Here is a 21,817-nt window from a genome sequence, read left to right as displayed (position 1 = left end):
GCATCATCGAAAACCGGTCACAATCCCCCCTCGTATTCAGGGGAATTCTGATAACAAAACAGGGGCACAAGGCCCCTGTATTTATTCTGCTTTTGCTGCTGCCTGATCGGCCAGCCCCTTGGCGAACGCCTCGGACAGGCTGATATACATCTGGGAGATAACCCCGGACGATACCGGCTTCTTGTCCTTGTCGAACAGGGTGATGGAGGTCTTGCCTCCCGCCATTTCGCCAAGCTGGAAGCGGTATTTCTCCTCCTCCAGTTTGAACGGCTCGCTCCCTTTCGCCTTCCAGAACTCGGCACCCGGCTCTTCGTACTCGACGTCGATCCAGCCCAGTGACTGCTGGGTGTCCTTGATGATGAAACCGTAAGCGGGCAACACCTGGTTGAGGCGACGCCACACCTGATCAAAGGAGCCTTCGGCAATCCAGGCGCTCAGCTCGTTGTTGTCCAGACCCAGCTGCAGGCCCATACCATCGTTGAACTTGTGCTGCTCGCGGGCTTTCAGCTGGCTGTCGTAATAGAGAGAGAACTGGTTCAGCACCCGCGCGGCATAGCGCTGGGCATCGGCAGGGGTCAGCTTGTTGCTGGTCTCGCCGTCGATGGTCTCTTCGTGATCCAGCACCCGAACCGACATGTTGACGGCGTGGCGCTGGGCATCGTTGCGCACGGTGAACTGGTAACGCTGACGGATTTTGAAATCTTCGTCATCTTCACCCCAGCCATCGAGGGCGACCGTGTTGTCAAACCAGCCGGTCTGCAATACGCCGTCCTGCTGATCCAGCTTCTCGGTGGTGACCTTGTGTTTGGCCAGGAAGTTCATCAGGAACGACCAGGTATCGCGCTCCACGCTCTGGCTGGTGCTCAGGGCATAGAAGGCAACGGTCGGTTCGGCTGCGGCCTGCACCACCTGACTGCCCGGTACCACGGTCAGCAGCTGGGCGGGCGGGCGCACGTCGATCTGGGCGCCGAGGGCACCTTCACGGCTGCTCTCGGGCAGCGGCGGGATATCGTACTGGCTGTTGAAGGTGGGGGCGCTCAATCCTGCGGGGATCAAGAACGCGCGCCCCTCGAGGCGGGCATCTTCATAATCGAAGTCGCGGTTGGCCATTTTGCGATCCTGGGGGGTGCTGCAACCGGCCAAGACGGCCAGGGTCGCAACGCTCAGCACCAGACGGGCTCTATTTCCCTTTCCATTAGATTTAAACACTCGCCATCAACTCCGCTGTGGTCAGTGCTCGCGCCATCAGCTGTTCGCCCTCGGGGGTGAGGTCAACCAGCGGCAGTCGCAAGGTGGCTGTTGCAATCAACCCCAGTTGGGCACAGGCCCATTTCACCGGGGTAGGGCTCGGTTCGCAGAACAGAGTCTTGTGCAACGGCATCAAAAGATTGTTGATGTCATGCGCCCGCCCGGTATCACCGGCCAGCGCAGCACGACACATGTCGGCCATCTGGGCCGCTGCAATATTGGTGGTGACCGAAATCACGCCATCGCCACCTTGCAGCATAAAATCACAACCAGTGGCATCATCGCCACTGTAGAGAGCAAACTCCGGCCCGCACAGTTCACGCAGCAGCGGGGTGCGGCTCAAATCACCGGTTGCCTCTTTCAAACCGATAATGCCGGGAACCTTGGCCAGACGGGCCACGGTCTCCGGTTTGAGATCGCAGCAGGTTCGACCGGGCACATTATAAAGAATTTGGGGCAGACCACTAGCCTCGGCGATCGCACAATAGTGACGATAGAGACCTTCCTGAGTGGGTTTGTTGTAATAAGGGGTCACCGAGAGGCCCGCCACCACGCCGGTTTTGGCCAGTCGTCTGGTCAATTCAATGGCATGGGCGGTATTGTTGGAGCCGCAACCGGCAATGACGGGAATGCGTCCGGCAGCATACTCAACGGTCTTTTCAACGACGGCGATATGCTCCTGCTCGCTCAGGGTCACCGATTCCCCCGTGGTTCCCACCGCAACAATGGCGCTGGTCCCGGCGCTGACATGATAGTCGACCAGTTTGGCCAGACTGGCCCAATCGACTTCACCTGAAGCCAGCATGGGGGTAACGAGCGCAACAATACTACCGCGTAACATGGACTTTTCTCCCGATTTTCAGGGGCGTAATGGTAAAGCTGCCCCCTTTGAAAAACAAGGGAGAGAGGGGGCAAGCCGTGATACCATCCGGCACAAAAAGCAATGGACGAGAGTCGGCAGCGCCCCTCAGGGAGTGGTCATCAGGGCCGGAGGGTTGGCTTGCCAGCGCGGCTTTCGCAACGAAATAACGGACGAGAGAAGATTTATGACTCACTACCTGGTCGTAACGGCCATCGGCACGGACAGGCCTGGCATCGTCAATGAAGTGACCCGCCACGTCAGTGGCTGTGGTTGCAACATTGTGGACAGCCGCCTTGGCATCTTCGGCAATGAATTTACCTTTATCATGCTGCTCTCGGGCGACTGGAACAGCTTGATGCAACTCGAAATCAGCCTACCCCTGCGTAGTCAGGAGTGGGATCTCATCACCATGATGAAACGCACCGAACGCCACCAGTCCCTGCAGTATGACGTCCGCGCCAGTGCCGACCTGTTGATCCGCGACGAGCCCGGCATCGTAAGCCAGTGCACCCAGTTCTTCAGCGAACATGGCTGGAACATCCAGGCGATGCAATCCATGACCCTGGAGCAGCAGCCGTTCAACCTGCTGAAGATCAGTTTTCAGCTCAATCTGGCCAGAGAGGGTGAAGTGGAAGGTTCGCAAACCGCCTTCGCCGAATTCTGTCGTCAACTGGGTGCCGAATCGTTCGAGTTTATCGTCAATCGCAAACACGCCTGAGGGCGTTTTACCCGAGGAGACCCCATGCAACCACTACAAGCTGGCAGCCCCGCCCCCGATTTCTCCCTGCCCGACCAGAATGGCAATCCGGTCAGCCTCGCTGGCCTGCGCGGCAAAAAAGTGCTGGTCTACTTCTATCCCAAGGCGATGACCCCGGGCTGCACCACCCAGGCCTGCAGCCTGCGCGATGTGAACGCCGAGCTGGCCGCCCTCAATGTGGTGGTACTTGGCATCAGCCCGGATCCGGCCAAACGGCTGAAGAAGTTCGAAGAGCGGGACCAGCTCAACTTCACCCTGCTGGCCGATGAAGACCACGCCGTGGCCGATGCTTTTGGCGTCTGGGGCCCGAAGAAATTTATGGGCAAGGAGTATGACGGCATTCACCGCCAGAGCTTCCTGATCGATGAAGAGGGCAAGATTGCCCACCACTTCGACAAGTTCAAAACCAGCGATCACCATCAGGTGGTGCTGGATTTCCTCAAGGGATAACCCTCCCCTGCGGGATTGAAAGGCCTGCCACGCAGGCCTTTTTTGTCTGGCCAGCAGCCCCTTGCCAACGGATTTTTCTCACCAACTCCCCCGCCCAGATCAAAAAATTCATTTTATATATGGGTTAACGTGACCCCAGAATCATCTTCCAGCGAGACATCCCATGAACATGAGCAACACTGAGCGTTTGATCCTGAGCAACCAGTACGAAATTCTGGCGAAACTCAACCCGGAGAAGGCGGACATCTACCAGCGCGCTAGCACCATCATCGAACGCGGCTACTGCCTGCAGATCCTCGAGCTGGAGAAGAGCTTCGGCCATCTGGATCTGGCGACCTGCCAGGAGGTGATCGACACCCTGGAGCTGCACCACGCACTGGCCATCTCATGGGGCAATCTGGATGCCGCCGATCAGGGCGAGATCAACGCCAGCCGGCTGGAGTTCAACGGCTACAGCCGCAGCCAGGAGCGGGAGCTGGCCGACTATGTCTGCTTCCTGCTGGAGGTGGACAAGCGCTTCCCCGAGCTCAAGTGCCCGTGCGACGAGCTCTCCAGCGACATCGCCATGCGCGACAAATACCAGCGGATGCTGACTGTATGGCGTCAGTGCCCGCGTCAGTACAAGCTCTCCATCCAGGAGATCCGCAAGGTACTGGCGGCCTGATCCGCACACCGACCGCAACAAAAAAGGCGCCACTGGCGCCTTTTTGCATCTGAAGCGGATTATTCGTAGAGAAAAGATTTATCGAGCTGCTGGAAGGCGGCCTTGAGGGTATCGGCCAGCTCTTCGTAGCGCGGCTGTGACACCAGCTGGCGGCGGCCCCCCTGCTCGTTCATCTTGCCGTTGATCTCCCGATACCAGCTCGCCAGCGAAGGGGGCAAACGGGTGTCGGCACGCTGGCCGAGCCAGTAGTAGCCCTGCAGCGGCAAACTGAGCAGAAACAGCACGGACGTGATGACGGAGGGCCAGTAGTGCAGCTCGCCAAACTGGAACTGCAGCATCACGCTCAGCACAGCCAGCGCGGGGATCACCTTGAGGGCGAACTCGGTCGCCTTGATCACCCGATTTTCAGGAAACATCGAATTGAGCTCGGGACGGCGCGGCCAAAGCGTCATATAATGGCGCCCTTGCTGTAACTTAGTTCCAAAAATGTTCATGCTCATACTACCTCCGAGCGCTTTTTGAACGTACTAACGGCAAAACCTCGACAAAATTTGATGCAAAGTAACAAAGGTTGAGGATGACTTTGTTATTTTTCAACAATCGGGTTATCCTTTGTACGCCCATTTTTGCGTCAAAAGCGTCTTGCTATTGACCTGTCAGGGACGTCTGGATTTCGGGTCTTGTATCACTATACAAGGGGCAAGCAACAGATTGCCAACCCTCATAAGGATAAGTTGAAAGTTTTTGGCCGCACCGCGTCCAACGCATCCGCCTACACAACCCAATCTGCGATAGGATTTATTCATGAGTAAGCTGGTTCTTGTTCTTAACTGTGGCAGCTCTTCCCTGAAGTTTGCTGTCATTGACGCAACCACCGGTGATGACCTGCTGTCCGGCCTGGCCGAGTGCTTCAACCTCGACGACGCCCGCATCAAGTGGAAACTGCATGGCGAGAAAGGCAGTGCCGATCTGGGCGCGGGTGCCGCTCACCAGGAAGCACTGGACTTCATCGTCAACAAGATCCTGCCGCTCAATCCGGAACTGGCCAAGAACCTGATCGCCATCGGTCACCGTGTTGTTCACGGTGGCGAGCGCTTCACCTCTTCCGTTGTCATCTGCGAAGACGTGATTGCCGGTATCGAAGCCGCTGTTCCGTACGCACCGCTGCACAACCCGGCTCACCTGATCGGTATCCGTGAAGCGCGCCGCGTATTCCCGGCGCTGGCAGACAAGAACGTGGCCGTATTCGATACCGCGTTCCACCAGTCCATGCCGGAAGAAGCCTTCCTGTACGCCCTGCCGTACAAGCTCTACAAAGAGAACGGCATCCGTCGCTACGGCGCCCACGGCACCAGCCACTACTACATCAGCCTGGAAGCTGCCAAGCAGCTGAACAAGCCGGTTGAAGAGCTGAACATCATCAACTGCCACCTGGGCAACGGCGGTTCCGTCTGCGCCATCAAGAACGGCAAGTCTGTCGATACTTCCATGGGTCTGACCCCGCTGGAAGGCCTGGTCATGGGTACCCGCTCCGGCGATCTGGACCCGGCCATCATCTTCTTCCTGCACGACAAGCTGGGCATGAGCGTTGCCGATATCAACACCATGCTGACCAAAGAGTCCGGCCTGCTGGGTCTGACCGAAGTGACCTCCGACTGCCGTTTCGTTGAAGACAACTACGACAGCAAAGAAGAAGCCAAGCGTGCCATGGACGTTTACTGCTACCGCCTGGCCAAGTACATCGGTGCCTACGCCGCCGCCATGGATGGTCGTCTGGACGCCGTCGTCTTCACCGGTGGTATCGGTGAAAACTCCGCACCTATCCGTGAAATCACCCTGAACAAGCTGGGTCTGCTGGGCTTTGACGTCGATCACGACGCCAACCTGAAGGCTCGTTTCGGCAAGGGTGGCGAGATCACCAAGGCTGGTTCTACCAAGGCCCTGGTTATCCCGACCAACGAAGAGTGGGTTATCGCCCACGACGCGCTGGAACTGGTCGGCGCTTAATTGACGCAGTAACTCGAGGCCGCCCACAGGGCGGCCTTTTCCTGATCCCAAAAAATGAACAAGGGGTATAAAGTGGCACGCACTATTATGCTTATCCCGGTCGGCACTGGTGTCGGCGTAACTTCCGTGAGTCTGGGCGTTGTTCGCGCCATGGAGCGTCACGGTGTCAATGTCAGCTTCTTCAAACCGGTTGCCCAGCCGCGTCCGGGTGAAACCGGTGCCGAGCGCTCAACCGCCGTTATCCGCGCTGCTGCCAACATCAACCCGCCCGAGCCGTTCACCCTCTCCTACGCCGAGAACATGATCAGCTCCAGCAACACCGACATCCTGCTGGAAGAGATCGTTGCCCGCTTCGAAGAGCACGTGAAATCCAGTGGTGCCGAAGTGCTGGTTGTCGAAGGTATGGTGCCGACCGACAAGCAGCCCTTTGCCAACAAGCTGAACTACGACGTCGCTAAAGCTCTGGATGCCGACATGGTATTCGTGACCCATCCGGGCCATGACTCCAGCCAGAAGCTGAAAGAGCGCATCGAACTGGCTTGCTCCAACTTCGGTGGTGTCAACAACCCCCGTATCGTTGGCTGCGTGATCAACAAGGTTGGCGCGCCGGTTGACGAGCATGGCGTAACCCGCCCTGACCTGACCGAGATGTTCGAGGCGCATCACCACGCTTCTGACGCAGCTCACAACCTGGAAGTGCTGCAAGTGTTCGGCAAGAGCCCGCTGCGCATCCTGGGTTGCATCCCCTGGAACACCCAGCTGATCGCCCCGCGCGCCAAGGATCTCGCCAAGCATCTGGCGGCCAAGATCCTGCACAAGGGTGAGCTGGACAGCCGTCGCCTGCAGACCGTGACCTTCTGCGCCCGCTCCATCCACAACATGGTTGAGCACTTCCGTCCGGGTAGCCTGCTGGTCACCTCCGGCGACCGCTCTGACGTCATCGTCTCCGCCTGCCTCTCCGCCATGAACGGCGTCAAGCTGGGCGCCCTGCTGCTGACCGGTAACTATCATCCGGAGCCGCAGGTCATGGCGCTGTGCCAACAGGCCATGGCCACCGGCCTGCCGATCATGATGACCGGTACCAACACCTGGCAGACCGCAGTCAGCCTGCAAAACTTCAACGTCGATATTCCGGAAGATGACCGCGAGCGTATCGAGCTGGTACAGGACTACGTCGCTGGCCACATCGACAAGCACTGGATCGAGTCGCTGACTGTCAGCTCTACCCGTTCCCGTCGCCTGAGCCCGCCGGCATTCCGTTATCAGCTGACCGAGCTGGCCCGTCAGGCCAACAAGCGTGTCGTGCTGCCGGAAGGCGACGAGCCGCGCACCATCAAGGCTGCCGCCATCTGTGCCGAGCGTGGCATTGCCCGTCCGGTACTGCTGGGTAACCCGGAAGAGATCCGTCGTGTTGCCGAGCAGCAGGGTGTAGTTCTGACCGATCGCGTCGAAATCATCGATCCGGCCGTTGTACGCGAGCGTTATGTGCCGCGTCTGGTCGAGCTGCGCAAGAACAAGGGCATGACCGAAGTGGTTGCTCGCGAGCAGCTGGAAGACAACGTGGTACTGGGTACCATGATGCTGGAGCGCAACGAAGTGGACGGCCTGGTATCCGGCGCGGTGCACACCACTGCCAACACCATCCGTCCGCCGATGCAGATCATCAAGACCGCTCCGGGCTCTTCCCTGATCTCCTCCATCTTCTTCATGCTGCTGCCTGACCAGGTGCTGGTCTACGGTGACTGCGCGATCAACCCGGATCCGACTGCCGAGCAGCTGGCCGAGATCGCTATCCAGTCCGCCGACTCTGCTGCCGCGTTCGGCATCGAGCCGCGCGTCGCCATGATCTCCTACTCCACCGGTACCTCTGGCGCCGGTGCCGATGTAGAGAAAGTGCGTGAAGCGACCGAGCTGGCCAAGGCCAAGCGCCCCGACCTCATCATCGACGGCCCGCTGCAGTACGATGCGGCCATCATGGAGAACGTGGCCAAGTCCAAGGCACCGAACTCACCGGTTGCTGGTAAAGCCACCGTGTTCGTCTTCCCGGACCTGAATACCGGTAACACCACTTACAAAGCGGTGCAGCGTTCCGCTGACCTGGTCTCCATCGGCCCGATGCTGCAAGGCATGCGCAAGCCGGTCAACGACCTCTCCCGTGGCGCCCTGGTTGACGACATCGTCTACACCATCGCCCTGACCGGTATCCAGGCTGCCCAGGCTGACGAACAAGCCTAATCAGTGCCTGTCTGAAAAAACCGATCACAAAGGCTGCTCACCCCAGGTGAGCAGCCTTTTTTATTGGTTCTCTTTTGAAGACCAGTGAAACATGCCATCAGCGCAGTGTTGCACAGAACAATGCCATGTGATGAGCCAGAAATGTCTCGAGCGTAGCGCTGCGGGAAAGCGTGCCCGCCACCTTAAAGATGTATCTAAAATAGATTCAAGATCATACGCTTGGATATATGAGGGCATTCATAGCGAAGCGCTTATAGCAAATATTTCGCCATCGGCATGAGGTTTTGACCTGTTAGAAATAGCAGTGAAAAAGACCCGTTCGATACGCTATTCATCAATGTGCCGCTCGGCAATATCCACATCATGGAGGAATGGAAATGCTGATGAAGAAACTCTCTGCAATCATGCTGCTGGCCTGCTTGCCCCTGTTCAGCCAACCCGTACTGGCCGCAGATAAGGCAACGCCCAAGCAAACAACCACAGCCTCGGTCGCCAAGGAGACCGGCAAGCTGAATATCAATACGGCCACCCTTGCCGAACTCACCAGCCTTAAAGGGATTGGTGACAAGAAGGCACAAGCCATCGTCGACTATCGGGAAAAACAGGGAAAGTTCACCTCAGTCGATCAGCTGGCGGATGTCAATGGCATTGGCCCGGCCACGCTGGAAGCCAACAGAGACATGATAATAGTCAAATAAAGTCGAATGGATCAGTTGCAAATGGGGCAGCCTGTGGCTGCCCCATTTTTCTTGGGGTATGATTGCCGCACTTTAATCCCGCTGGATAGTTTTCCATGAAAAAGACTCCTCTTGTTGTTCGTAAGGCCGTGCTCCCGGTAGCCGGTCTGGGTACCCGTATGCTGCCAGCCACTAAGGCCATCCCGAAAGAGATGTTGCCGGTGGTCGACAAACCGCTGATCCAGTACGTAGTGCGCGAAGCTATCGCCGCCGGGATCAAGGAGATCATTCTGGTCACCCACTCGAGCAAGAACTCCATCGAAAACCACTTCGACAAGAGTTTCGAACTGGAAGCGACCCTCGAGAAGCGAGTCAAGCGTCAGTTGCTGGAAGAGGTACAACAGATCTGCCCTAAAGACGTCACCATCATGCACGTCCGTCAGGGTGAGGCCAAAGGTCTGGGCCACGCTGTGTTGTGCGCCCGCCCGCTGATCGGTGACAACCCGTTTGCCGTGCTGCTGCCGGATGTGCTGATCGACGACGTTGCCAGCAACCCCAAGCAGGACAACCTGGCCGAGATGGTGCACATGTACGAAGAGAACCAGATCAGCCAGATCATGGTGGAAGCGGTTCCCGAGAGCGAAGTGGACAAGTACGGCATCGCCGACATCAAGGGCGAGGCCCTGAGCGAGGGGATGTCCCTGCCGATGCAGGCCATTGTCGAGAAGCCGCCCCGTGACGAAGCCCCCTCCAATCTGGCGGTGGTGGGTCGTTACGTCCTCTCCTCCAATATCTGGCCGCTGCTGGAGAAGACCCCGGCCGGTGCCGGTGACGAGATCCAGCTGACCGATGCCATCGCCATGCTGATGGAGCAGGAACAGGTCAACGCCTACTTCATGAAGGGCAAGAGCCACGATTGCGGCAGCAAGCTGGGCTACATGAAAGCCAATGTGGAATATGGTGTGCGCCATCACGAGCTGAATGGTGAATTCATCGGCTGGCTGAAGCAGTTCGTCAAGCAGTTGTAATCGCTGATAAATCTGTTTTTTATAGACGTATTTAAGGGGCATCAAACGATGCTCCTTTTTCATTTTTGCAACAAAAAATCAATCAAGAGTAAATAAACTCTCAGCAAATCATAATGTTGTAATTTATTCACACATGCTCTATAAGGATTGAGGCGTGTTTCTCGCCCTTGCATAAAAAACTCAAAAAAATATAAGACACAGGTGGAAGTTCCAATGAATAACCCGTCAAAAGGGACCTTTTTAGGTCACCCTAAAGGGCTTTTTTTGCTCTTTAGTACCGAACTGTGGGAGAGATTCTCCTATTACGGCATGCGTGCCGTACTGGTGCTCTATCTGACCGACCTGACTGCCAACGGCGGTCTGGGCTGGAGTCAGGCAGATGCCCTCAAACTCTACGGTATCTATACCGGTCTGGTTTATATCACTCCGCTGATCGGCGGCTGGCTGGCTGACACCTTCCTGGGTCAACGTCGCGCCATCCTGATCGGTGCCGTGCTGATGGCCGCAGGTCAGTTCACTCTGGCACTGCCCCACGCCATGTTCCCGGATATGGTCAACACCATGTTCTACGCGGGCCTCGCGCTGCTGATCGTGGGTAACGGCCTGTTCAAACCGAACATCTCCACCATGGTGGGTGACCTCTATGAAGAGGGCGATCATCGCCGTGATGGTGCTTTCACCATCTTCTACATGGGTATCAACCTGGGTTCCCTGCTGGCAGGTGTGATCTGTGGTGCTGCCGCTACGGCCTACGGCTGGCAAGCTGCTTTCGTCGGCGCCGGTATCGGTATGCTGCTCTCTCTGGTGATCCAGGCCACCATGGCCCAGCGTTTCCTGGGTGACATCGGTCGCGTCACTGCCGCCCAGCGCGCAGCCGCCCTGCGTACTACCGAGCAGAAAGCACCGCTGACCAAGCAGGAAGTGGATCGCATCAAGGTTATTCTAGTACTGGGTCTGTTCACCATCATCTTCTGGGCCGGCTTCGAGCAGGCCGGTGGTCTGATGAACCTCTACACCCAGGAGTATACCGACCGCATGATCGGCAGCTTCGAAGTGCCGACCGCCTGGTTCCAGTCCCTGAACCCCTTCTTCATTATCACTCTGGCACCGGTCGTTGCGGCCATCTGGATCAAGCTCGGCAAGAAAGAGCCGAACTCTCCGGTGAAATTCGCCATGGGTCTGCTGTTCCTGGCTATCGGCTTCCTGTTCATGGTCGGTGCCGTGCTGCAGCAGGGTGGTGACAACACCGTCAAGACCTCCATGTTCTGGCTGGTTGGCGCATACCTGTTCCACACCCTGGGCGAGCTCTGCCTCTCCCCGATTGGCCTCTCCATGGTGACCAAGCTGGCTCCGCTGCGTCTGGCTTCCCTGATGATGGGCGCCTGGTTTGGCTTCGTTGCCCTGGCCAACTACGCTGCGGGCTTTATCGGCTCCTTCGTGGGTGAAGCCGGTCCGATCGCCATCTTCGGTGGCATCGCCCTGGCGGCGGTACTGAGCGCCCTGATCCTGCTGACCATGGCCAACCGCCTGGTTTACTGGATGCACGGTGCCGAAGGCCCGGCCAAAGAGCCGCAAGCTCAAGAGAAGAAACTGCAATCCGCCACCGTCTAAACGGTCAGGATTGTAAACAACAAACAGGGCGCCCATCGGCGCCCTGTTTGTTTTAGCCTGTTTATCAGGCGGCATCAGTGATGACGAACCTGCACATCCAGCGAGCCGCCGCTGTCACTGCGAAACTGCAGGGCGAACGGTTCATGCCAGCTGCGTTTGTGCAGGGCGTAGTGGCTACTGCGCATCAGGCCAAGGGGCAAGCCGCCGGAGCGCATCAGCCAGTGGGGAGAGGTGAGCCCTGCGTTGGCAAACACCAGCCCATCATGCTGATCAAACAGCAGCGCCGCCATGGCAAAAGAGTGGCGAAGCCCGGACGCCATCAACTGATGGTTAAGGTAGTCGAGCAACCGGTGCGGCTGGCTCAGCAACCGGCTCTCGTTCTGCTGAAACTGGCGGTAGGGGACGTTCATCAAGGAGCGCACCAGCGCACCACAAAATGCCGCATCCGTCCCCATGATCGGCAGCTCCATCACCAGCACCAGCAGCTTGTCTTCCACCTTGAAGGTATCGGGAATAAACAACTGACCCAGCCCCTTGAACGTGACCTGCCAGGGGCCCCACTCCTGCAAGCCCGGCGGCTTGAGCCCCGCCAGCAGGCGGCTGGCCGCCTTGTCGTGGGCACTGAAATAGTCGATGTGATCCATCAGCTCAAGCTGCTGCGCCCGATTGGCGCTGCCGTTGAGACACTGTTCGATACTGCGCTCGACCAGCGCATAATCCTCGAGGGGTTTGAGCAGATAATCCCGCGCACCGGCACGCAAGGCGCTGGCGACTGCCTCCATGGTGCTCTGGGCCGAAATGACGATAACCGGAATATGGGGATAGCGCGCAGAGAGGCAGGCGATCACCTCGTGGCCATCCATATTGGGCATATTGAGATCGCAGAGCACCACATCAGGATGGTAGAGGGCCGCCGCCGATAGCCCCTCAATACCATCTTCGGCCTGAAACACCGTTGCCCCGTCCCGTGCGAGGTAACTTACTAACGAGTGGCGAAAAACGGCCTCGTCCTCCACCACCAGGATCCGTGGCCCGGCTTTTGACATCTTGATAAAGCTCTTATTAGTCAATTGGTTATTTAGGTATTAAGACTAGCTCAAAAGTGCGGTCAGCGCGGAAACCCTGCGTCAAAAGTAGACCTCGATCATACGATGGCATCAAGAGAACCCTATCCGCCCGCGCAGCTCTATTCACTCGGGAGGCCCCGCGACTGCGACCGCCATCCGAATTGTGCAAGTGGGCGCCATAAGGGATAATGCCCCCCACTCCAGCTCGTGAAGAAGACCATGACCCCAGCCGAATACAGCGCCCTTGCCCACCCCAGATTGTCCCATCCGGCTCGTAGTCTCTATACCCTGCAGCTGCGCCGACTGGTGCTGGAAAATCAGGCGGCAAGGCTCAACTATCCCGAGCTGGGTCGGGCGCTGGCAGTGGTCGATCCGGGTGATCCCTGCGGCTTTTCGTTTCAGGTCAATGCCCGCCAGCTCACCGAGCTGTTCGATGAACTGATGGAGGCGGGCCTGCTGCAAGTCGAGGCCCAGCCCGAGAGTGAGCACTACCATCAGTGCCCGTTCCAATTGCCATTGCTGACCCAGAAATTGCGCAGCCCGCTGCCGGAGCGCCCCTTCCAGATGCATCTGCAATGGCGACCGGACGAGGAGCTGCCCGCCCTCGCCCGTCTGTGCGGGGTGATCGATGCCAGCTATAGCGAAGAAGATCTGGGGGAGTTTATCGCCTACTGGCTGGGGCGCCCCGAGGTGTTCGACTCCCAGCATCAATGGATGCTCAAGTTCATTCGCGCCCTCAAGACCCGCCGCTATACCCGTCGCAAACCGATGGAGGTGCAGGGCTACCAGCAGGTGACGCCGGCCCCGGCAGAGTCGGGCCCCAGCAAACGGGCCCAACAGATGATTGAAGAGGCCAAGCGACTGGCCCAACAGCAGACGCAAGAACCCGCAGCGCAGCAGGAGCCGGATAATGATTGATAGCGGCCCCCGCCTGCAGGCAGAATCAACCCCTTGTCTACCCATCCCTGATCGAGCAGAAGGAGCATTCCATGACTGACCCGCAAGATCCCCTGCGCCAGGAGCTGGAAGAGATCGAAGCCAAGCGCCAGAAGATCGCCAAGGCCAAGCAGGATCACCGCATTCACGACCCGGAATTGAGCCGCCATGTGGGTGGCCTGCTGGAGCGCATTCGTCGCCTGCAACAAGAGACCGGCGGCGGTCAGTATGACTACGAGACCCTGCGCAAGGAGTACGACGCCAAGGCCAACGCCGAGGTGCGCGAGCTGCAGAAGGCAGCCCGCCAGGAACGGATCCAGAAACTGATCGCCCAGGCCGACCTCAACCCCGACTGGGTGTTCGACAAAATGGATGCCACAGATCCGGCGCTGCAATACCCTATCGAAACCGCCCGTTACTTTATCAGCGGCTTCGAGCACTGGGAGAAGAGCGGTGGCGGCTGCATGCTGATCTATGGCGACTACGGCACCGGCAAGTCGACCCTCGCGGGGGCGGTAGCGCATGAGCTGATCGCCCGTCACCAGAAATCGGTGATCTTCCAGCAGTGGGCCTCCATCGTCGATCGGCTGTTCTTCAACGTGATCCCCGATCAGGACGAGCGCAACCAGTACCGCCGCGCGCTGGAAGAGGTGGATCTGCTGATCATCGATGAGGTATCGGCCAACCGCGCCAAGATGGCGGAGAGCCAGTCCAGCTTCCTCGGCCACCTGCTGCGCCGCCGTCGCAACCTGTCAAAGAGCGTCATCATCATCACCAACCACACGCCCCAGAGCCTGCATCAGGCGATCGGTGATTTCAGCTATGAGGCGATCAAGGCGTTCAATCCGGTGGATATCCACCTGAGCGGCCCCAGCCGTCGCCCCAGCATCGGCAACTACAACGGCTGATCCCTCTCAAAGAGTGCGAGTCGCTGACGGCTCGCACCTTCTCCTCCTTGCTGACTCACAAATAGAAACAACTCTCATTTACAGCAGACGAACAAGCCACTAGGCTAGCCCCTTTTGCCAAGGGAGCTCATCTATGCCAACCACACTGATTTTCGGAGCCAGCCGCGGGCTGGGCCGCGCCTTTACTCATCACGCCCTGAACCAAGGGCACCGGGTCGTTGCGCTGGTGCGCAGCCCCGAGATGGCCATGGAACTGAGTGCGCTGGGAGTTGAGGTGATCGAGGGGGATGCGCTGGATCCGGCTGCGGTGCAGCAGGCATGTGTCCGGGCAGGGCAAAATGCACAAGTCGTCTCTACCCTCGGCAGCTTCCGTCAAGCCGCGCCGGTGGACTATCAGGGCAACCGCCATGTGATCGATGCCATGGAGCAGGCAGGCCTGAAACGGCTGCTGCTGGTCACCTCCCTCGGCTGTGGCGACAGCTGGCAGTATCTGCCGGAGCGGGCCCGCGCCGCCTTCGGTCACGAGGTACGTCTCAAGAGTCTGGCGGAGAGCTGGCTGCAGACCAGCGCCCTCGCATGGACCATTCTTCGCCCGGCGGGCCTTCAGGATGGCGACACCACCGGCCGCGCCGAGCTGAGTCAGGGCAAGGAGGTACACGGACTGGTGCGCCGCGCCGATGTGGCCGCCCGAGGCTTGCGTCTGCTGGCGGATGAGACGGCAGTGGGGCAGATCTACGCCATCGGCGATCCCGAACTCCAACGCGGCTAAACCAGCAGTAAAACCGCTTAACCCCACCACATAACAAAACGGTCAGCCCTTGGGCTGACCGTTTCCGCTATACCGCACACGCCATCTCACACGTGCTTGCACCATCCCGCTAACCGGCGGTCGTTTCACTCTGAACGACTGATGGGCCAGCAACTAGCTGCGACTGCTGCCGCCAACGCAGCAGCAGGCAGGCCAGGGCGCCGTAGAGCAGCGCCAGTCCCCACAGCTGCCACCAGTAACGGGAAACCTGCGCAAAGTCGGCCCCCATCTGGTTAAGGCGCAGAAAACCCTCGATGGCGGGGATAGTGGGCACCCACTGAGCCAGCCAGTTGAGAGGGGCAGGGATCAGCTCCAGCGGCCAGATAAAGCCCGCCAGAAAGACCAGCGGCAGGGAGGAGATCAACACCACCTGAGTGGGCAGATCGCGCCGGGTAAAGATGGCGCCCAACACAATACCGAACCAGCAGGTCGCCAGCAGGAACGGCAGGGCAAACAGCCACAGCTCCAGCGGATCTGCATGACGAGCGATATTGTAGTGATCGAAGCAGAAGCCGAGGAAGTAGCTCACCGGCAGCAGGAACAACCCCGTCAGCACCAGGGTTCTGGCCAGCAGCAGCGGCAATACAGGCGCGCTTTGCCAGTAACCATGCTCGCCGCGGCAGCTGCGCTGGTTCTGGGTCGCCCCCAGGATCCCCGCTCCCATCAGCAACACCTGATGGAGGATCAGCACGAACACCGCTGGCACCACGTAGTTCACATAACCCATGGTCGGGTTGAACACCGGCACCACGTTGAGGGCCACCGCATTCCAGCCCATGGCCGCTTGTGGCAGTGCCTCGCCGTGGCTCAACAGCCGCGCCACCTTCACCTGCGCGGCGAGAGTGCCGCCGGCCTGCGCCAGCCCCTCGGCAATGGTACCGTAGACCAGAAAGTAGGAGGCATCACCGGCATAACTCAGGGTGACGCTCTTGCCCTGCATCAGGTCCCGATAGAAGTGGTTGGGAATATGCAGGATCCCGCTCGCCTTCCCGGCCATCATCAGCTGGCGCGCCTCGGCCAGTGAATTGGCCCGCGCCACCAGCTTCACCTGCGGCGTGGCATCGGCCATAAACTCCAGCTGACGGGACAACTGACTGCCATCGTCGTTGACCACCACTACTGCCTCTTCCCGCGGCAGCTGATGCAGATAGGGCTGGGGATAGAGAAACGAGTAGAAGACCACCCCGCCAAACAGGGTGAGCATGATGGCGCGATCCGCCAGCAGGGTGCGCAGCTCTAGGCGCAACAGATCGACAAATCCCAGCATCACTCAGGCTCCTTCTCGGCGACGGCCACTACGGCTGATTGACGGGCAAGCTCGGCCTGCTGCTTGTAACGGCGTACCACCAGCAGCAGGGGGAGCAGAAACAGCAGCAGCGCCCCCAGTTGCGGCAACGCCGATGCGAGAGGCAGACCGTAGTTGCTCTGACCAATCTGCAGCTCGACATAATGAGAGACCGGCAACAGGCTGCGCCAGAAGCGGGCGAAATCCCCCATGGCACTCACCGGAAAGGTGACCCCCATAAAGGCGAAACCGGGCGCAGTGTAAGCCCCCGCCAGCGATAGGGCGCGCGCCGGATCCCGAATGATGCCGTAGAAAAAGGCCCCCATGGTGACGCAGGCCGCCGAGGCGAGCCCCAGACCCACCACCAGCACCAGCCAGCTGCCGTGCATGGGGTAGGAGAAGCCCTTGAACAGCAGCAGCGTCCAGACAATCCCCCAGCCCCAGCCAATCAGCACGTGGGGCAGCAGGGTGCGCCAGAGGCCAAACCAGACACCGCGAGTGGTCCAGTCCAGTCCCAGCCGATCGGTACGGGCCAGCGCATTGAGGCCGAACAGCACCACCAGGATCTGCCACACCGCGGGCAGAATGGCGCTCAGCAGAAATTGGGCATAGCTGGAGTTGAGGTTATAGAGCGCAGTGACCTGACTGCTGATAGGCACCGACTGCCCGAGCGCGCCGGGCAGCGCCTTGCCATCGGCCATCGCCTCCAGCACGCCGACCTGACCGTTAAGGGTGCCTACCACCTGCGCCAGCGCCGAGTTGACCAGCTTGGCGATCAGGATGAACTGGCCGTTGTTGAACACCGTCACCTGCGGCTGGGTGCCCTGACGGGCATCCCGCTCCAGATGGTTGGGGAGCACCACCAGCGCATAGATGTCGCCACCGCGCAGGGCGTGGGCACCGGCATCGATGGAGTCAAACTGTTGCGCGACCTTGAGCCCGGCCGAGCCATCCAGCGAGAAGGCGAGCTGGCGCGAGAGCATGCTGTGGTCGAGATCCACCAGCCCAACCTTGAGGTCGCGAGCCAGCCCTGCCGAGAAGATCCAGCAGAGGATCCCCATCAGCAGCAGCGGCACCCAGCTCATCAGGGCACGGCTGAACGGATCCTGCCACAGCAGCCGAAATTCACGTCCCATCAGAGTTCAACCAGCACACTCATGCCAACCCGCAGCCCCTCAACCGGTTGCAGCGGGCGAGCCTCCACCTGGAAGCTCTTCATATCGAAACCCTGACGGGTATCGGTGGCGCGCCAGGTGGCAAAATCCCCCATCACGGCCACATGGGTCACCTTGAAGCGCACCATCTGATCGCCAAGGCCCGGGATACGGGCATCAAACTCGGTACCGACCGGGAAGCGGGGCAGCAGATCCTCGCGCACGTGGAACTGGGCCCAGGCATCGCTCATGTCGAGCAGGGTCACCACCGGGAAACCTTGTGGCGCCAGCTCGCCGCTGCGCAGCAACACCTGACTCACTTCACCATTGTGGGGGCTGGTGATGCGGGTGTCGGCCAGATAGGCCTCAACCTCGGCCACGGAACCCGCCGCCATCTTGGCCTTCTCACGGGCGGCGATCTTGGTCTCTTCCCGCGCCCCTTCCAACGCCATCTGGTACTGTTGCCACGCCATCCCTTCGCTGTAGCGTGCAGCTTGCCAGGCGGTCCAGGCCTCGTCGCGTTTTTGCAGCGGCATCACGCCATCTCGGTGCAGGCTGGCGACCCGCTCATAGGTCTTGCCACGCAGCTGGGCGGCAGCCTTGGCTTTTTGCCACTGATCCTTGGCGGCAGCGATCTGTTGGGCACGGGCCCCCTTCTCCGCCTCTTGCGCCAGCGCACCCGCTGCGGCCTCACCGGCCTTGGCCTGGCTCAGCTTGGCTTCAATCTCGGGGCTCGCCAGGGTAAAGACCAGTTGATCCTTGGTCAGCTGATCGCCCTTTTTAACCAGCACCTCGTCGATGCGGCCCGGCACCTTGGAGGAGACCGAATATTGCTGCGCTTCAATCTGCCCTTGCAGATGCACCGGCTCGGGCTGATAGGCGAGCCAGAAACGCCAGCCGAGCCAGACTACCAGGATCACCAGCGCCAGCGGCAACAACAGCGGTTTACCCTGGCTCATCTTCTTTTTGATGGGGGGATGGCTCATCACTTCACCTCGACAAACGGGCGACCCTTGGCGGTCGAAACAGACATGAAAAAAGAAACAGACAGGGCCGGGATCATGAGTTCACCTCGATCACCTGACCATGCTGATATTGATTGAAACTGTTCATCTGGCCAGAGAGGGCCAGCAGACGGGCCAGCGACACCACATATTGATAAGCCGCCGCCGCACGTTGGGTCTTGACCCCCGCCAGCTGGTTTTGGGCATCCACCACATCAAGGGAGGTAGAAAGTCCCTGCCCGAACGCCTTGTCCCGCAGTAGCACGTTCTCCTCTGCCAACGCCTGGGTGGAAGAGAGGGATTGATACTCCTCCAGCCCCTGCGCTGCTTCGCGCCAGGTCTTCTCGACCAGCAACTCCAGATCCTGACGGGTCTTGGCTTGCAGCAGATTGACTTGCAGCTCGGCACTCTTGGCGGCCTGCACCGTCTCGGAGCGGCCATCGCGGCTCACCAGCGGCATGCTGACACCCACCCCCACCAGCCAGTCCGGCGCTGTCTTGGAGGCGAGTGAATCATCTTCATAGAGGTTGTAGTTGCCGAACAGGAACACCTCGGGGGCATATTTGCCCTGCTCGACCCGGATCAGCCCCTTGGCCTGCTCCTTCTTGGCGCTGAGCAGCTTGAGACCGGGGTGCACCTCCAGGGTCTGGCTCACCACCCCCTCAAGGCGCGGCAGCTCCTTGTTGACGAACAGGCCGCTGCCCGGCTGGGCATTTGGCAACTTCAGCATGCGGCCAAGGGCCAGCTCGGCGATCTCGAGGCTGCGGCGCGCCTTCTGGGTATCGATGCGGGCCCGATCATAGGCCGACTGGGCGGAGAGGCGCTCCACCCTGGCGATCTGGCCCTGCGCTTCGAGCTTCTTGGCGTGATCCAGATGGTGGGCCAGCCCCTCTTCGATCTCCTGTTTGGTCTGCACCACCTGAGCAGCCAGCACCACGCCGAAATAGGTCTGGGAGAGGCTCTCGAAGGTGGATTGCTGCTTGAGCACCAGCAGCTGCTGCGCCTCGCTCACCTGTGCCTGGCGGATATCCTGCGCCGCATCGATGCGGCCACCGGCAAACAGCGGCCACAGCATCTTGACCGAACTGGTCACCACGTTCTGTTTGGTCAGCGGGGTAACGAAATCATCGGGCGTGAAATGCGGGATCGGCAGCCCGCCCAGGATATGCTGCAACGCTTTGACCATTTCCGGATGGTTGGCGATGGGGTTGAGATCCATCAGATCAAGTTCCATCGGCTGATCGAGGTGGGTATAGCTGGCCCCCAGATCCACCTTGGGCAGATACATGGCCTTGGCGGCCTCGCGCAGCTGCTTGGCCCGATCGACCCCGGCCTGCTCGGCGGCCAGCCCCTCATCCTGCTGGATGACCCGAGTCCAGGCTTCGCCGAAACTGATGGTCTGCGCCTGTGCCGACCCCAGCACGGCCCCCAGCAGACACGGCCAGAGTGATGTAATGAACCTTGACGTCATAGATCCCCAATCCGCTTTTGTTGCATAAATGTTTGGAGCATTTGCTCGACTTAAGCCCGTTATCATAACGCAAAGCAGGCCGGCAAGTGGACTGACAATTATGCAGACAACCGACATAGGTAGTACAGCCATCCCTCACGAGCAATCTGGCCGTTTTTCAATAACTCCAGAATTTGCAAGCCTTGGCGCGACGTTTTTTTCAGAAAAAAATGGCTGACGCTCAAATACTAACCTTTTCTCCTGCCTAAAAAATGCGTAATATACGCCGCCCTAAGCCGATGGTAACCGTGGAATGCAGATAGGTCCCCACACGCTTGAAACTCCTTTGATTGTGGCTCCCATGGCCGGTGTAACTGACCGACCATTTCGCGAACTTTGTTTGCGACTGGGGGCTGGCATGGCCGTTTCCGAGATGCTGCTGGCCAACCCGGATGTCTGGGATACCCAGAAAACCCGGATGAGGATGGATCACTCTGCAGAAGGCGGATTGCGATCGGTCCAGATTGCCGGGGCCGACCCCGAGATGATGGCGTTTGCTGCCCGCTACAACGTGGAGCAGGGCGCACAGATCGTCGACATCAACATGGGATGTCCGGCAAAAAAAGTGAATAAGAAGTTGGCAGGTTCCGCCCTGCTGCGTGCCCCCGATCAGGTCAAAGCAATTTGCCGGGCCGTGGTGGATGCAGTGGAGGTGCCTGTCACCTTGAAGATCCGCACAGGATGGGATCCGGATAACCGCAATGGCGTGGAGATCGCCCGAATCGCCGAAGATTGCGGTATCGCGGCCCTCGCCGTGCATGGTCGTACCCGTGCCTGCCTCTACCGGGGCGAAGCGGAGTACGACACGATCAGGGCGATTAAGCAGGCCGTATCGATTCCTGTTGTCGCCAATGGTGACATCAACAGCCCGGAGAAAGCCCGGTATGTCCTCGACTATACCGGTGTCGACGCCGTGATGATCGGCCGAGCTGCGCAAGGACGACCCTGGATTTTCCGGGAAATCCGTCATTTTCTTGAGACGGGCACCAAGCTGCCGCCTCCCGAGAGGGAAGAGGTTCGCACCCTGATGAACGAGCATGTAACCAACCTGCACCGGTTTTATGGTGCATATCTGGGAGCGCGCATAGCCCGTAAACACGTGGGCTGGTATCTGGATGAAGAAGAGACGGGCCGAGAATTCCGTAAGCACTTCAATGCCCTGGATTGCGCAGACGCGCAACTTGAGGCACTCGAAGCGTATTTCGATGGATTAGGTTAACAAGATAACTAAAGAGCCGACCGAATATGTTCGAACAAACCCTGACTTCTGATGCATTGGTAACAACTACTCACAATCACGCTGCCGAGCCGACCCAGCGCCCCCTGCGTGACTCTGTGCAACAGGCCCTGCGTAACTACCTGGCCCAGTTGAACGGTCAGGAAGTGATTGATCTGTACGATATGGTTCTCTCCGAAGTCGAAGCGCCGATGCTGGACGTGATCATGCAGTACACCCGTGGTAACCAGACTCGCGCTGCCGTGATGATGGGTATCAACCGTGGCACCCTGCGCAAGAAGCTCAAGCGTTACGGCATGAACTAAGCCATAACAGCTAAGCTATTGAAAATAAAGGCACCATCATTTTATTGATAGTGCCTTTTTCGTT

21 protein-coding genes are annotated in these 21,817 nt (G+C 59.1%); 13 read left to right on the top strand and 8 right to left on the bottom strand.

Going from position 1 to position 21,817, the window contains the following annotated elements; translation table 11 throughout:
* Positions 1-81: 81 nt before the first annotated feature.
* Complete coding sequence (gene bamC, locus OKC40_RS03170) at positions 82-1,209, bottom strand: outer membrane protein assembly factor BamC (RefSeq protein WP_042059891.1); 1,128 nt, start codon at positions 1,207-1,209, stop codon at positions 82-84.
* Positions 1,202-2,089, bottom strand: coding sequence for a 4-hydroxy-tetrahydrodipicolinate synthase (gene dapA / locus OKC40_RS03165; protein WP_270794055.1), 888 nt, complete (start codon positions 2,087-2,089; stop codon positions 1,202-1,204). The genes bamC and dapA overlap by 8 nt, the downstream gene beginning before the upstream one ends.
* Positions 2,090-2,294: 205 nt before the next feature.
* On the opposite strand from dapA, the gene OKC40_RS03160 reads away from it, so the two are divergent.
* The 3 genes from OKC40_RS03160 to OKC40_RS03150 all read left to right on the top strand — a co-directional run bounded on the left by OKC40_RS03160 (position 2,295) and on the right by OKC40_RS03150 (position 3,981).
* Positions 2,295-2,828, top strand: coding sequence for a glycine cleavage system protein R (locus tag OKC40_RS03160; protein WP_005341119.1), 534 nt, complete (start codon positions 2,295-2,297; stop codon positions 2,826-2,828).
* A 24-nt stretch (positions 2,829-2,852) separates the two neighbouring features.
* The gene (gene bcp / locus OKC40_RS03155; RefSeq protein ID WP_270794054.1) at positions 2,853-3,317 is read left to right on the top strand and encodes a thioredoxin-dependent thiol peroxidase; all 465 of its coding nucleotides are present in this window, start codon (positions 2,853-2,855) and stop codon (positions 3,315-3,317) included.
* Positions 3,318-3,480: 163 nt separating this feature from the next.
* Positions 3,481-3,981, top strand: coding sequence for a YfbU family protein (locus tag OKC40_RS03150; RefSeq protein WP_058057224.1), 501 nt, complete (start codon positions 3,481-3,483; stop codon positions 3,979-3,981).
* 59 nt (positions 3,982-4,040) lie between these two features.
* On the opposite strand, the gene yfbV is transcribed toward OKC40_RS03150, so the two are convergent.
* Positions 4,041-4,481 (bottom strand): terminus macrodomain insulation protein YfbV, encoded by a 441-nt coding sequence (yfbV, locus tag OKC40_RS03145; RefSeq protein WP_005339116.1) that lies wholly within the window; start codon positions 4,479-4,481, stop codon positions 4,041-4,043.
* A gap of 304 nt (positions 4,482-4,785) precedes the next feature.
* Here yfbV and OKC40_RS03140 point away from each other — a divergent pair, with 304 nt between their 5' ends.
* The 5 genes from OKC40_RS03140 (at position 4,786) to OKC40_RS03120 (ending at position 11,539) form a co-directional block, all read left to right on the top strand.
* Positions 4,786-5,988 (top strand): acetate kinase, encoded by a 1,203-nt coding sequence (locus OKC40_RS03140; RefSeq protein WP_042059883.1) that lies wholly within the window; start codon positions 4,786-4,788, stop codon positions 5,986-5,988.
* A 54-nt stretch (positions 5,989-6,042) separates the two neighbouring features.
* The gene (pta, locus tag OKC40_RS03135) at positions 6,043-8,223 is read left to right on the top strand and encodes a phosphate acetyltransferase (RefSeq protein WP_005339119.1); all 2,181 of its coding nucleotides are present in this window, start codon (positions 6,043-6,045) and stop codon (positions 8,221-8,223) included.
* Positions 8,224-8,600: 377 nt separating this feature from the next.
* Positions 8,601-8,921: a ComEA family DNA-binding protein gene (locus tag OKC40_RS03130; RefSeq protein ID WP_064341080.1), complete on the top strand. Its 321-nt coding sequence runs from the start codon at positions 8,601-8,603 to the stop codon at positions 8,919-8,921.
* Between the two features lie 95 nt (positions 8,922-9,016).
* Complete coding sequence (galU, locus tag OKC40_RS03125; RefSeq protein WP_100654493.1) at positions 9,017-9,928, top strand: UTP--glucose-1-phosphate uridylyltransferase GalU; 912 nt, start codon at positions 9,017-9,019, stop codon at positions 9,926-9,928.
* 213 nt (positions 9,929-10,141) lie between these two features.
* Positions 10,142-11,539 (top strand): peptide MFS transporter, encoded by a 1,398-nt coding sequence (locus OKC40_RS03120; RefSeq protein WP_021231963.1) that lies wholly within the window; start codon positions 10,142-10,144, stop codon positions 11,537-11,539.
* 74 nt (positions 11,540-11,613) lie between these two features.
* Here OKC40_RS03120 and OKC40_RS03115 read toward each other — a convergent pair whose 3' ends face one another.
* Positions 11,614-12,585, bottom strand: coding sequence for a response regulator (locus tag OKC40_RS03115; protein ID WP_201908667.1), 972 nt, complete (start codon positions 12,583-12,585; stop codon positions 11,614-11,616).
* Positions 12,586-12,825: 240 nt separating this feature from the next.
* Between OKC40_RS03115 and OKC40_RS03110 the strand changes: the two genes are divergently transcribed.
* The 3 genes from OKC40_RS03110 to OKC40_RS03100 all read left to right on the top strand — a co-directional run bounded on the left by OKC40_RS03110 (position 12,826) and on the right by OKC40_RS03100 (position 15,219).
* Complete coding sequence (locus OKC40_RS03110) at positions 12,826-13,524, top strand: DnaT-like ssDNA-binding domain-containing protein (protein ID WP_005349201.1); 699 nt, start codon at positions 12,826-12,828, stop codon at positions 13,522-13,524.
* Positions 13,525-13,595: 71 nt separating this feature from the next.
* Complete coding sequence (locus OKC40_RS03105) at positions 13,596-14,450, top strand: DnaA ATPase domain-containing protein (protein WP_042010405.1); 855 nt, start codon at positions 13,596-13,598, stop codon at positions 14,448-14,450.
* 133 nt (positions 14,451-14,583) lie between these two features.
* Positions 14,584-15,219 (top strand): SDR family oxidoreductase, encoded by a 636-nt coding sequence (locus OKC40_RS03100; RefSeq protein WP_270794053.1) that lies wholly within the window; start codon positions 14,584-14,586, stop codon positions 15,217-15,219.
* A 109-nt stretch (positions 15,220-15,328) separates the two neighbouring features.
* Here OKC40_RS03100 and OKC40_RS03095 read toward each other — a convergent pair whose 3' ends face one another.
* The 4 genes from OKC40_RS03095 to OKC40_RS03080 all read right to left on the bottom strand — a co-directional run bounded on the left by OKC40_RS03095 (position 15,329) and on the right by OKC40_RS03080 (position 20,172).
* The gene (locus OKC40_RS03095) at positions 15,329-16,525 is read right to left on the bottom strand and encodes an ABC transporter permease (protein WP_236315888.1); all 1,197 of its coding nucleotides are present in this window, start codon (positions 16,523-16,525) and stop codon (positions 15,329-15,331) included.
* Positions 16,525-17,679: an ABC transporter permease gene (locus OKC40_RS03090; protein ID WP_236315890.1), complete on the bottom strand. Its 1,155-nt coding sequence runs from the start codon at positions 17,677-17,679 to the stop codon at positions 16,525-16,527. Before OKC40_RS03090 ends, OKC40_RS03095 begins: the two co-directional genes overlap by 1 nt.
* Positions 17,679-18,683 carry an HlyD family secretion protein gene (locus tag OKC40_RS03085; protein ID WP_082182312.1) on the bottom strand — a complete coding sequence of 335 codons (1,005 nt, stop codon included), beginning with the start codon at positions 18,681-18,683 and terminating at the stop codon, positions 17,679-17,681. The genes OKC40_RS03090 and OKC40_RS03085 overlap by 1 nt, the downstream gene beginning before the upstream one ends.
* Positions 18,684-18,756: 73 nt before the next feature.
* Entirely contained in the window at positions 18,757-20,172 is a 1,416-nt protein-coding gene (locus OKC40_RS03080) for a TolC family protein (RefSeq protein WP_270794052.1), read from the bottom strand.
* Between the two features lie 292 nt (positions 20,173-20,464).
* On the opposite strand from OKC40_RS03080, the gene dusB reads away from it, so the two are divergent.
* Entirely contained in the window at positions 20,465-21,430 is a 966-nt protein-coding gene (dusB, locus tag OKC40_RS03075) for a tRNA dihydrouridine synthase DusB (RefSeq protein ID WP_033135778.1), read from the top strand.
* A gap of 26 nt (positions 21,431-21,456) precedes the next feature.
* A complete protein-coding gene (fis, locus tag OKC40_RS03070; RefSeq protein WP_005309538.1) occupies positions 21,457-21,753 on the top strand; it encodes a DNA-binding transcriptional regulator Fis in 297 nt (98 codons plus the stop codon).
* Positions 21,754-21,817: the final 64 nt, after the last annotated feature.

This window comes from Aeromonas sp. QDB11 (assembly GCF_027705265.1).
GTDB lineage: Bacteria > Pseudomonadota > Gammaproteobacteria > Enterobacterales > Aeromonadaceae > Aeromonas > Aeromonas allosaccharophila.
The sequence above is the reverse complement of the archived record's forward strand: the minus strand, read 5'-3'. Positions and strand labels throughout refer to the sequence as shown.

Coding starts and splice junctions, on each gene's coding strand:
- dapA (WP_270794055.1), bottom strand. CDS start 2,089: ATGTTACGCGGTAGTATTGTTGCGCTCGTTACCCCCATGCTGGCTTCA.
- OKC40_RS03160 (WP_005341119.1), top strand. CDS start 2,295: ATGACTCACTACCTGGTCGTAACGGCCATCGGCACGGACAGGCCTGGC.
- bcp (WP_270794054.1), top strand. CDS start 2,853: ATGCAACCACTACAAGCTGGCAGCCCCGCCCCCGATTTCTCCCTGCCC.
- OKC40_RS03150 (WP_058057224.1), top strand. CDS start 3,481: ATGAACATGAGCAACACTGAGCGTTTGATCCTGAGCAACCAGTACGAA.
- yfbV (WP_005339116.1), bottom strand. CDS start 4,481: ATGAGCATGAACATTTTTGGAACTAAGTTACAGCAAGGGCGCCATTAT.
- OKC40_RS03140 (WP_042059883.1), top strand. CDS start 4,786: ATGAGTAAGCTGGTTCTTGTTCTTAACTGTGGCAGCTCTTCCCTGAAG.
- pta (WP_005339119.1), top strand. CDS start 6,043: ATGAACAAGGGGTATAAAGTGGCACGCACTATTATGCTTATCCCGGTC.
- OKC40_RS03130 (WP_064341080.1), top strand. CDS start 8,601: ATGCTGATGAAGAAACTCTCTGCAATCATGCTGCTGGCCTGCTTGCCC.
- galU (WP_100654493.1), top strand. CDS start 9,017: ATGAAAAAGACTCCTCTTGTTGTTCGTAAGGCCGTGCTCCCGGTAGCC.
- OKC40_RS03120 (WP_021231963.1), top strand. CDS start 10,142: ATGAATAACCCGTCAAAAGGGACCTTTTTAGGTCACCCTAAAGGGCTT.
- OKC40_RS03115 (WP_201908667.1), bottom strand. CDS start 12,585: ATGTCAAAAGCCGGGCCACGGATCCTGGTGGTGGAGGACGAGGCCGTT.
- OKC40_RS03110 (WP_005349201.1), top strand. CDS start 12,826: ATGACCCCAGCCGAATACAGCGCCCTTGCCCACCCCAGATTGTCCCAT.
- OKC40_RS03105 (WP_042010405.1), top strand. CDS start 13,596: ATGACTGACCCGCAAGATCCCCTGCGCCAGGAGCTGGAAGAGATCGAA.
- OKC40_RS03100 (WP_270794053.1), top strand. CDS start 14,584: ATGCCAACCACACTGATTTTCGGAGCCAGCCGCGGGCTGGGCCGCGCC.
- OKC40_RS03095 (WP_236315888.1), bottom strand. CDS start 16,525: ATGCTGGGATTTGTCGATCTGTTGCGCCTAGAGCTGCGCACCCTGCTG.
- OKC40_RS03090 (WP_236315890.1), bottom strand. CDS start 17,679: ATGGGACGTGAATTTCGGCTGCTGTGGCAGGATCCGTTCAGCCGTGCC.
- OKC40_RS03085 (WP_082182312.1), bottom strand. CDS start 18,683: ATGAGCCATCCCCCCATCAAAAAGAAGATGAGCCAGGGTAAACCGCTG.
- OKC40_RS03080 (WP_270794052.1), bottom strand. CDS start 20,172: ATGACGTCAAGGTTCATTACATCACTCTGGCCGTGTCTGCTGGGGGCC.
- dusB (WP_033135778.1), top strand. CDS start 20,465: ATGCAGATAGGTCCCCACACGCTTGAAACTCCTTTGATTGTGGCTCCC.
- fis (WP_005309538.1), top strand. CDS start 21,457: ATGTTCGAACAAACCCTGACTTCTGATGCATTGGTAACAACTACTCAC.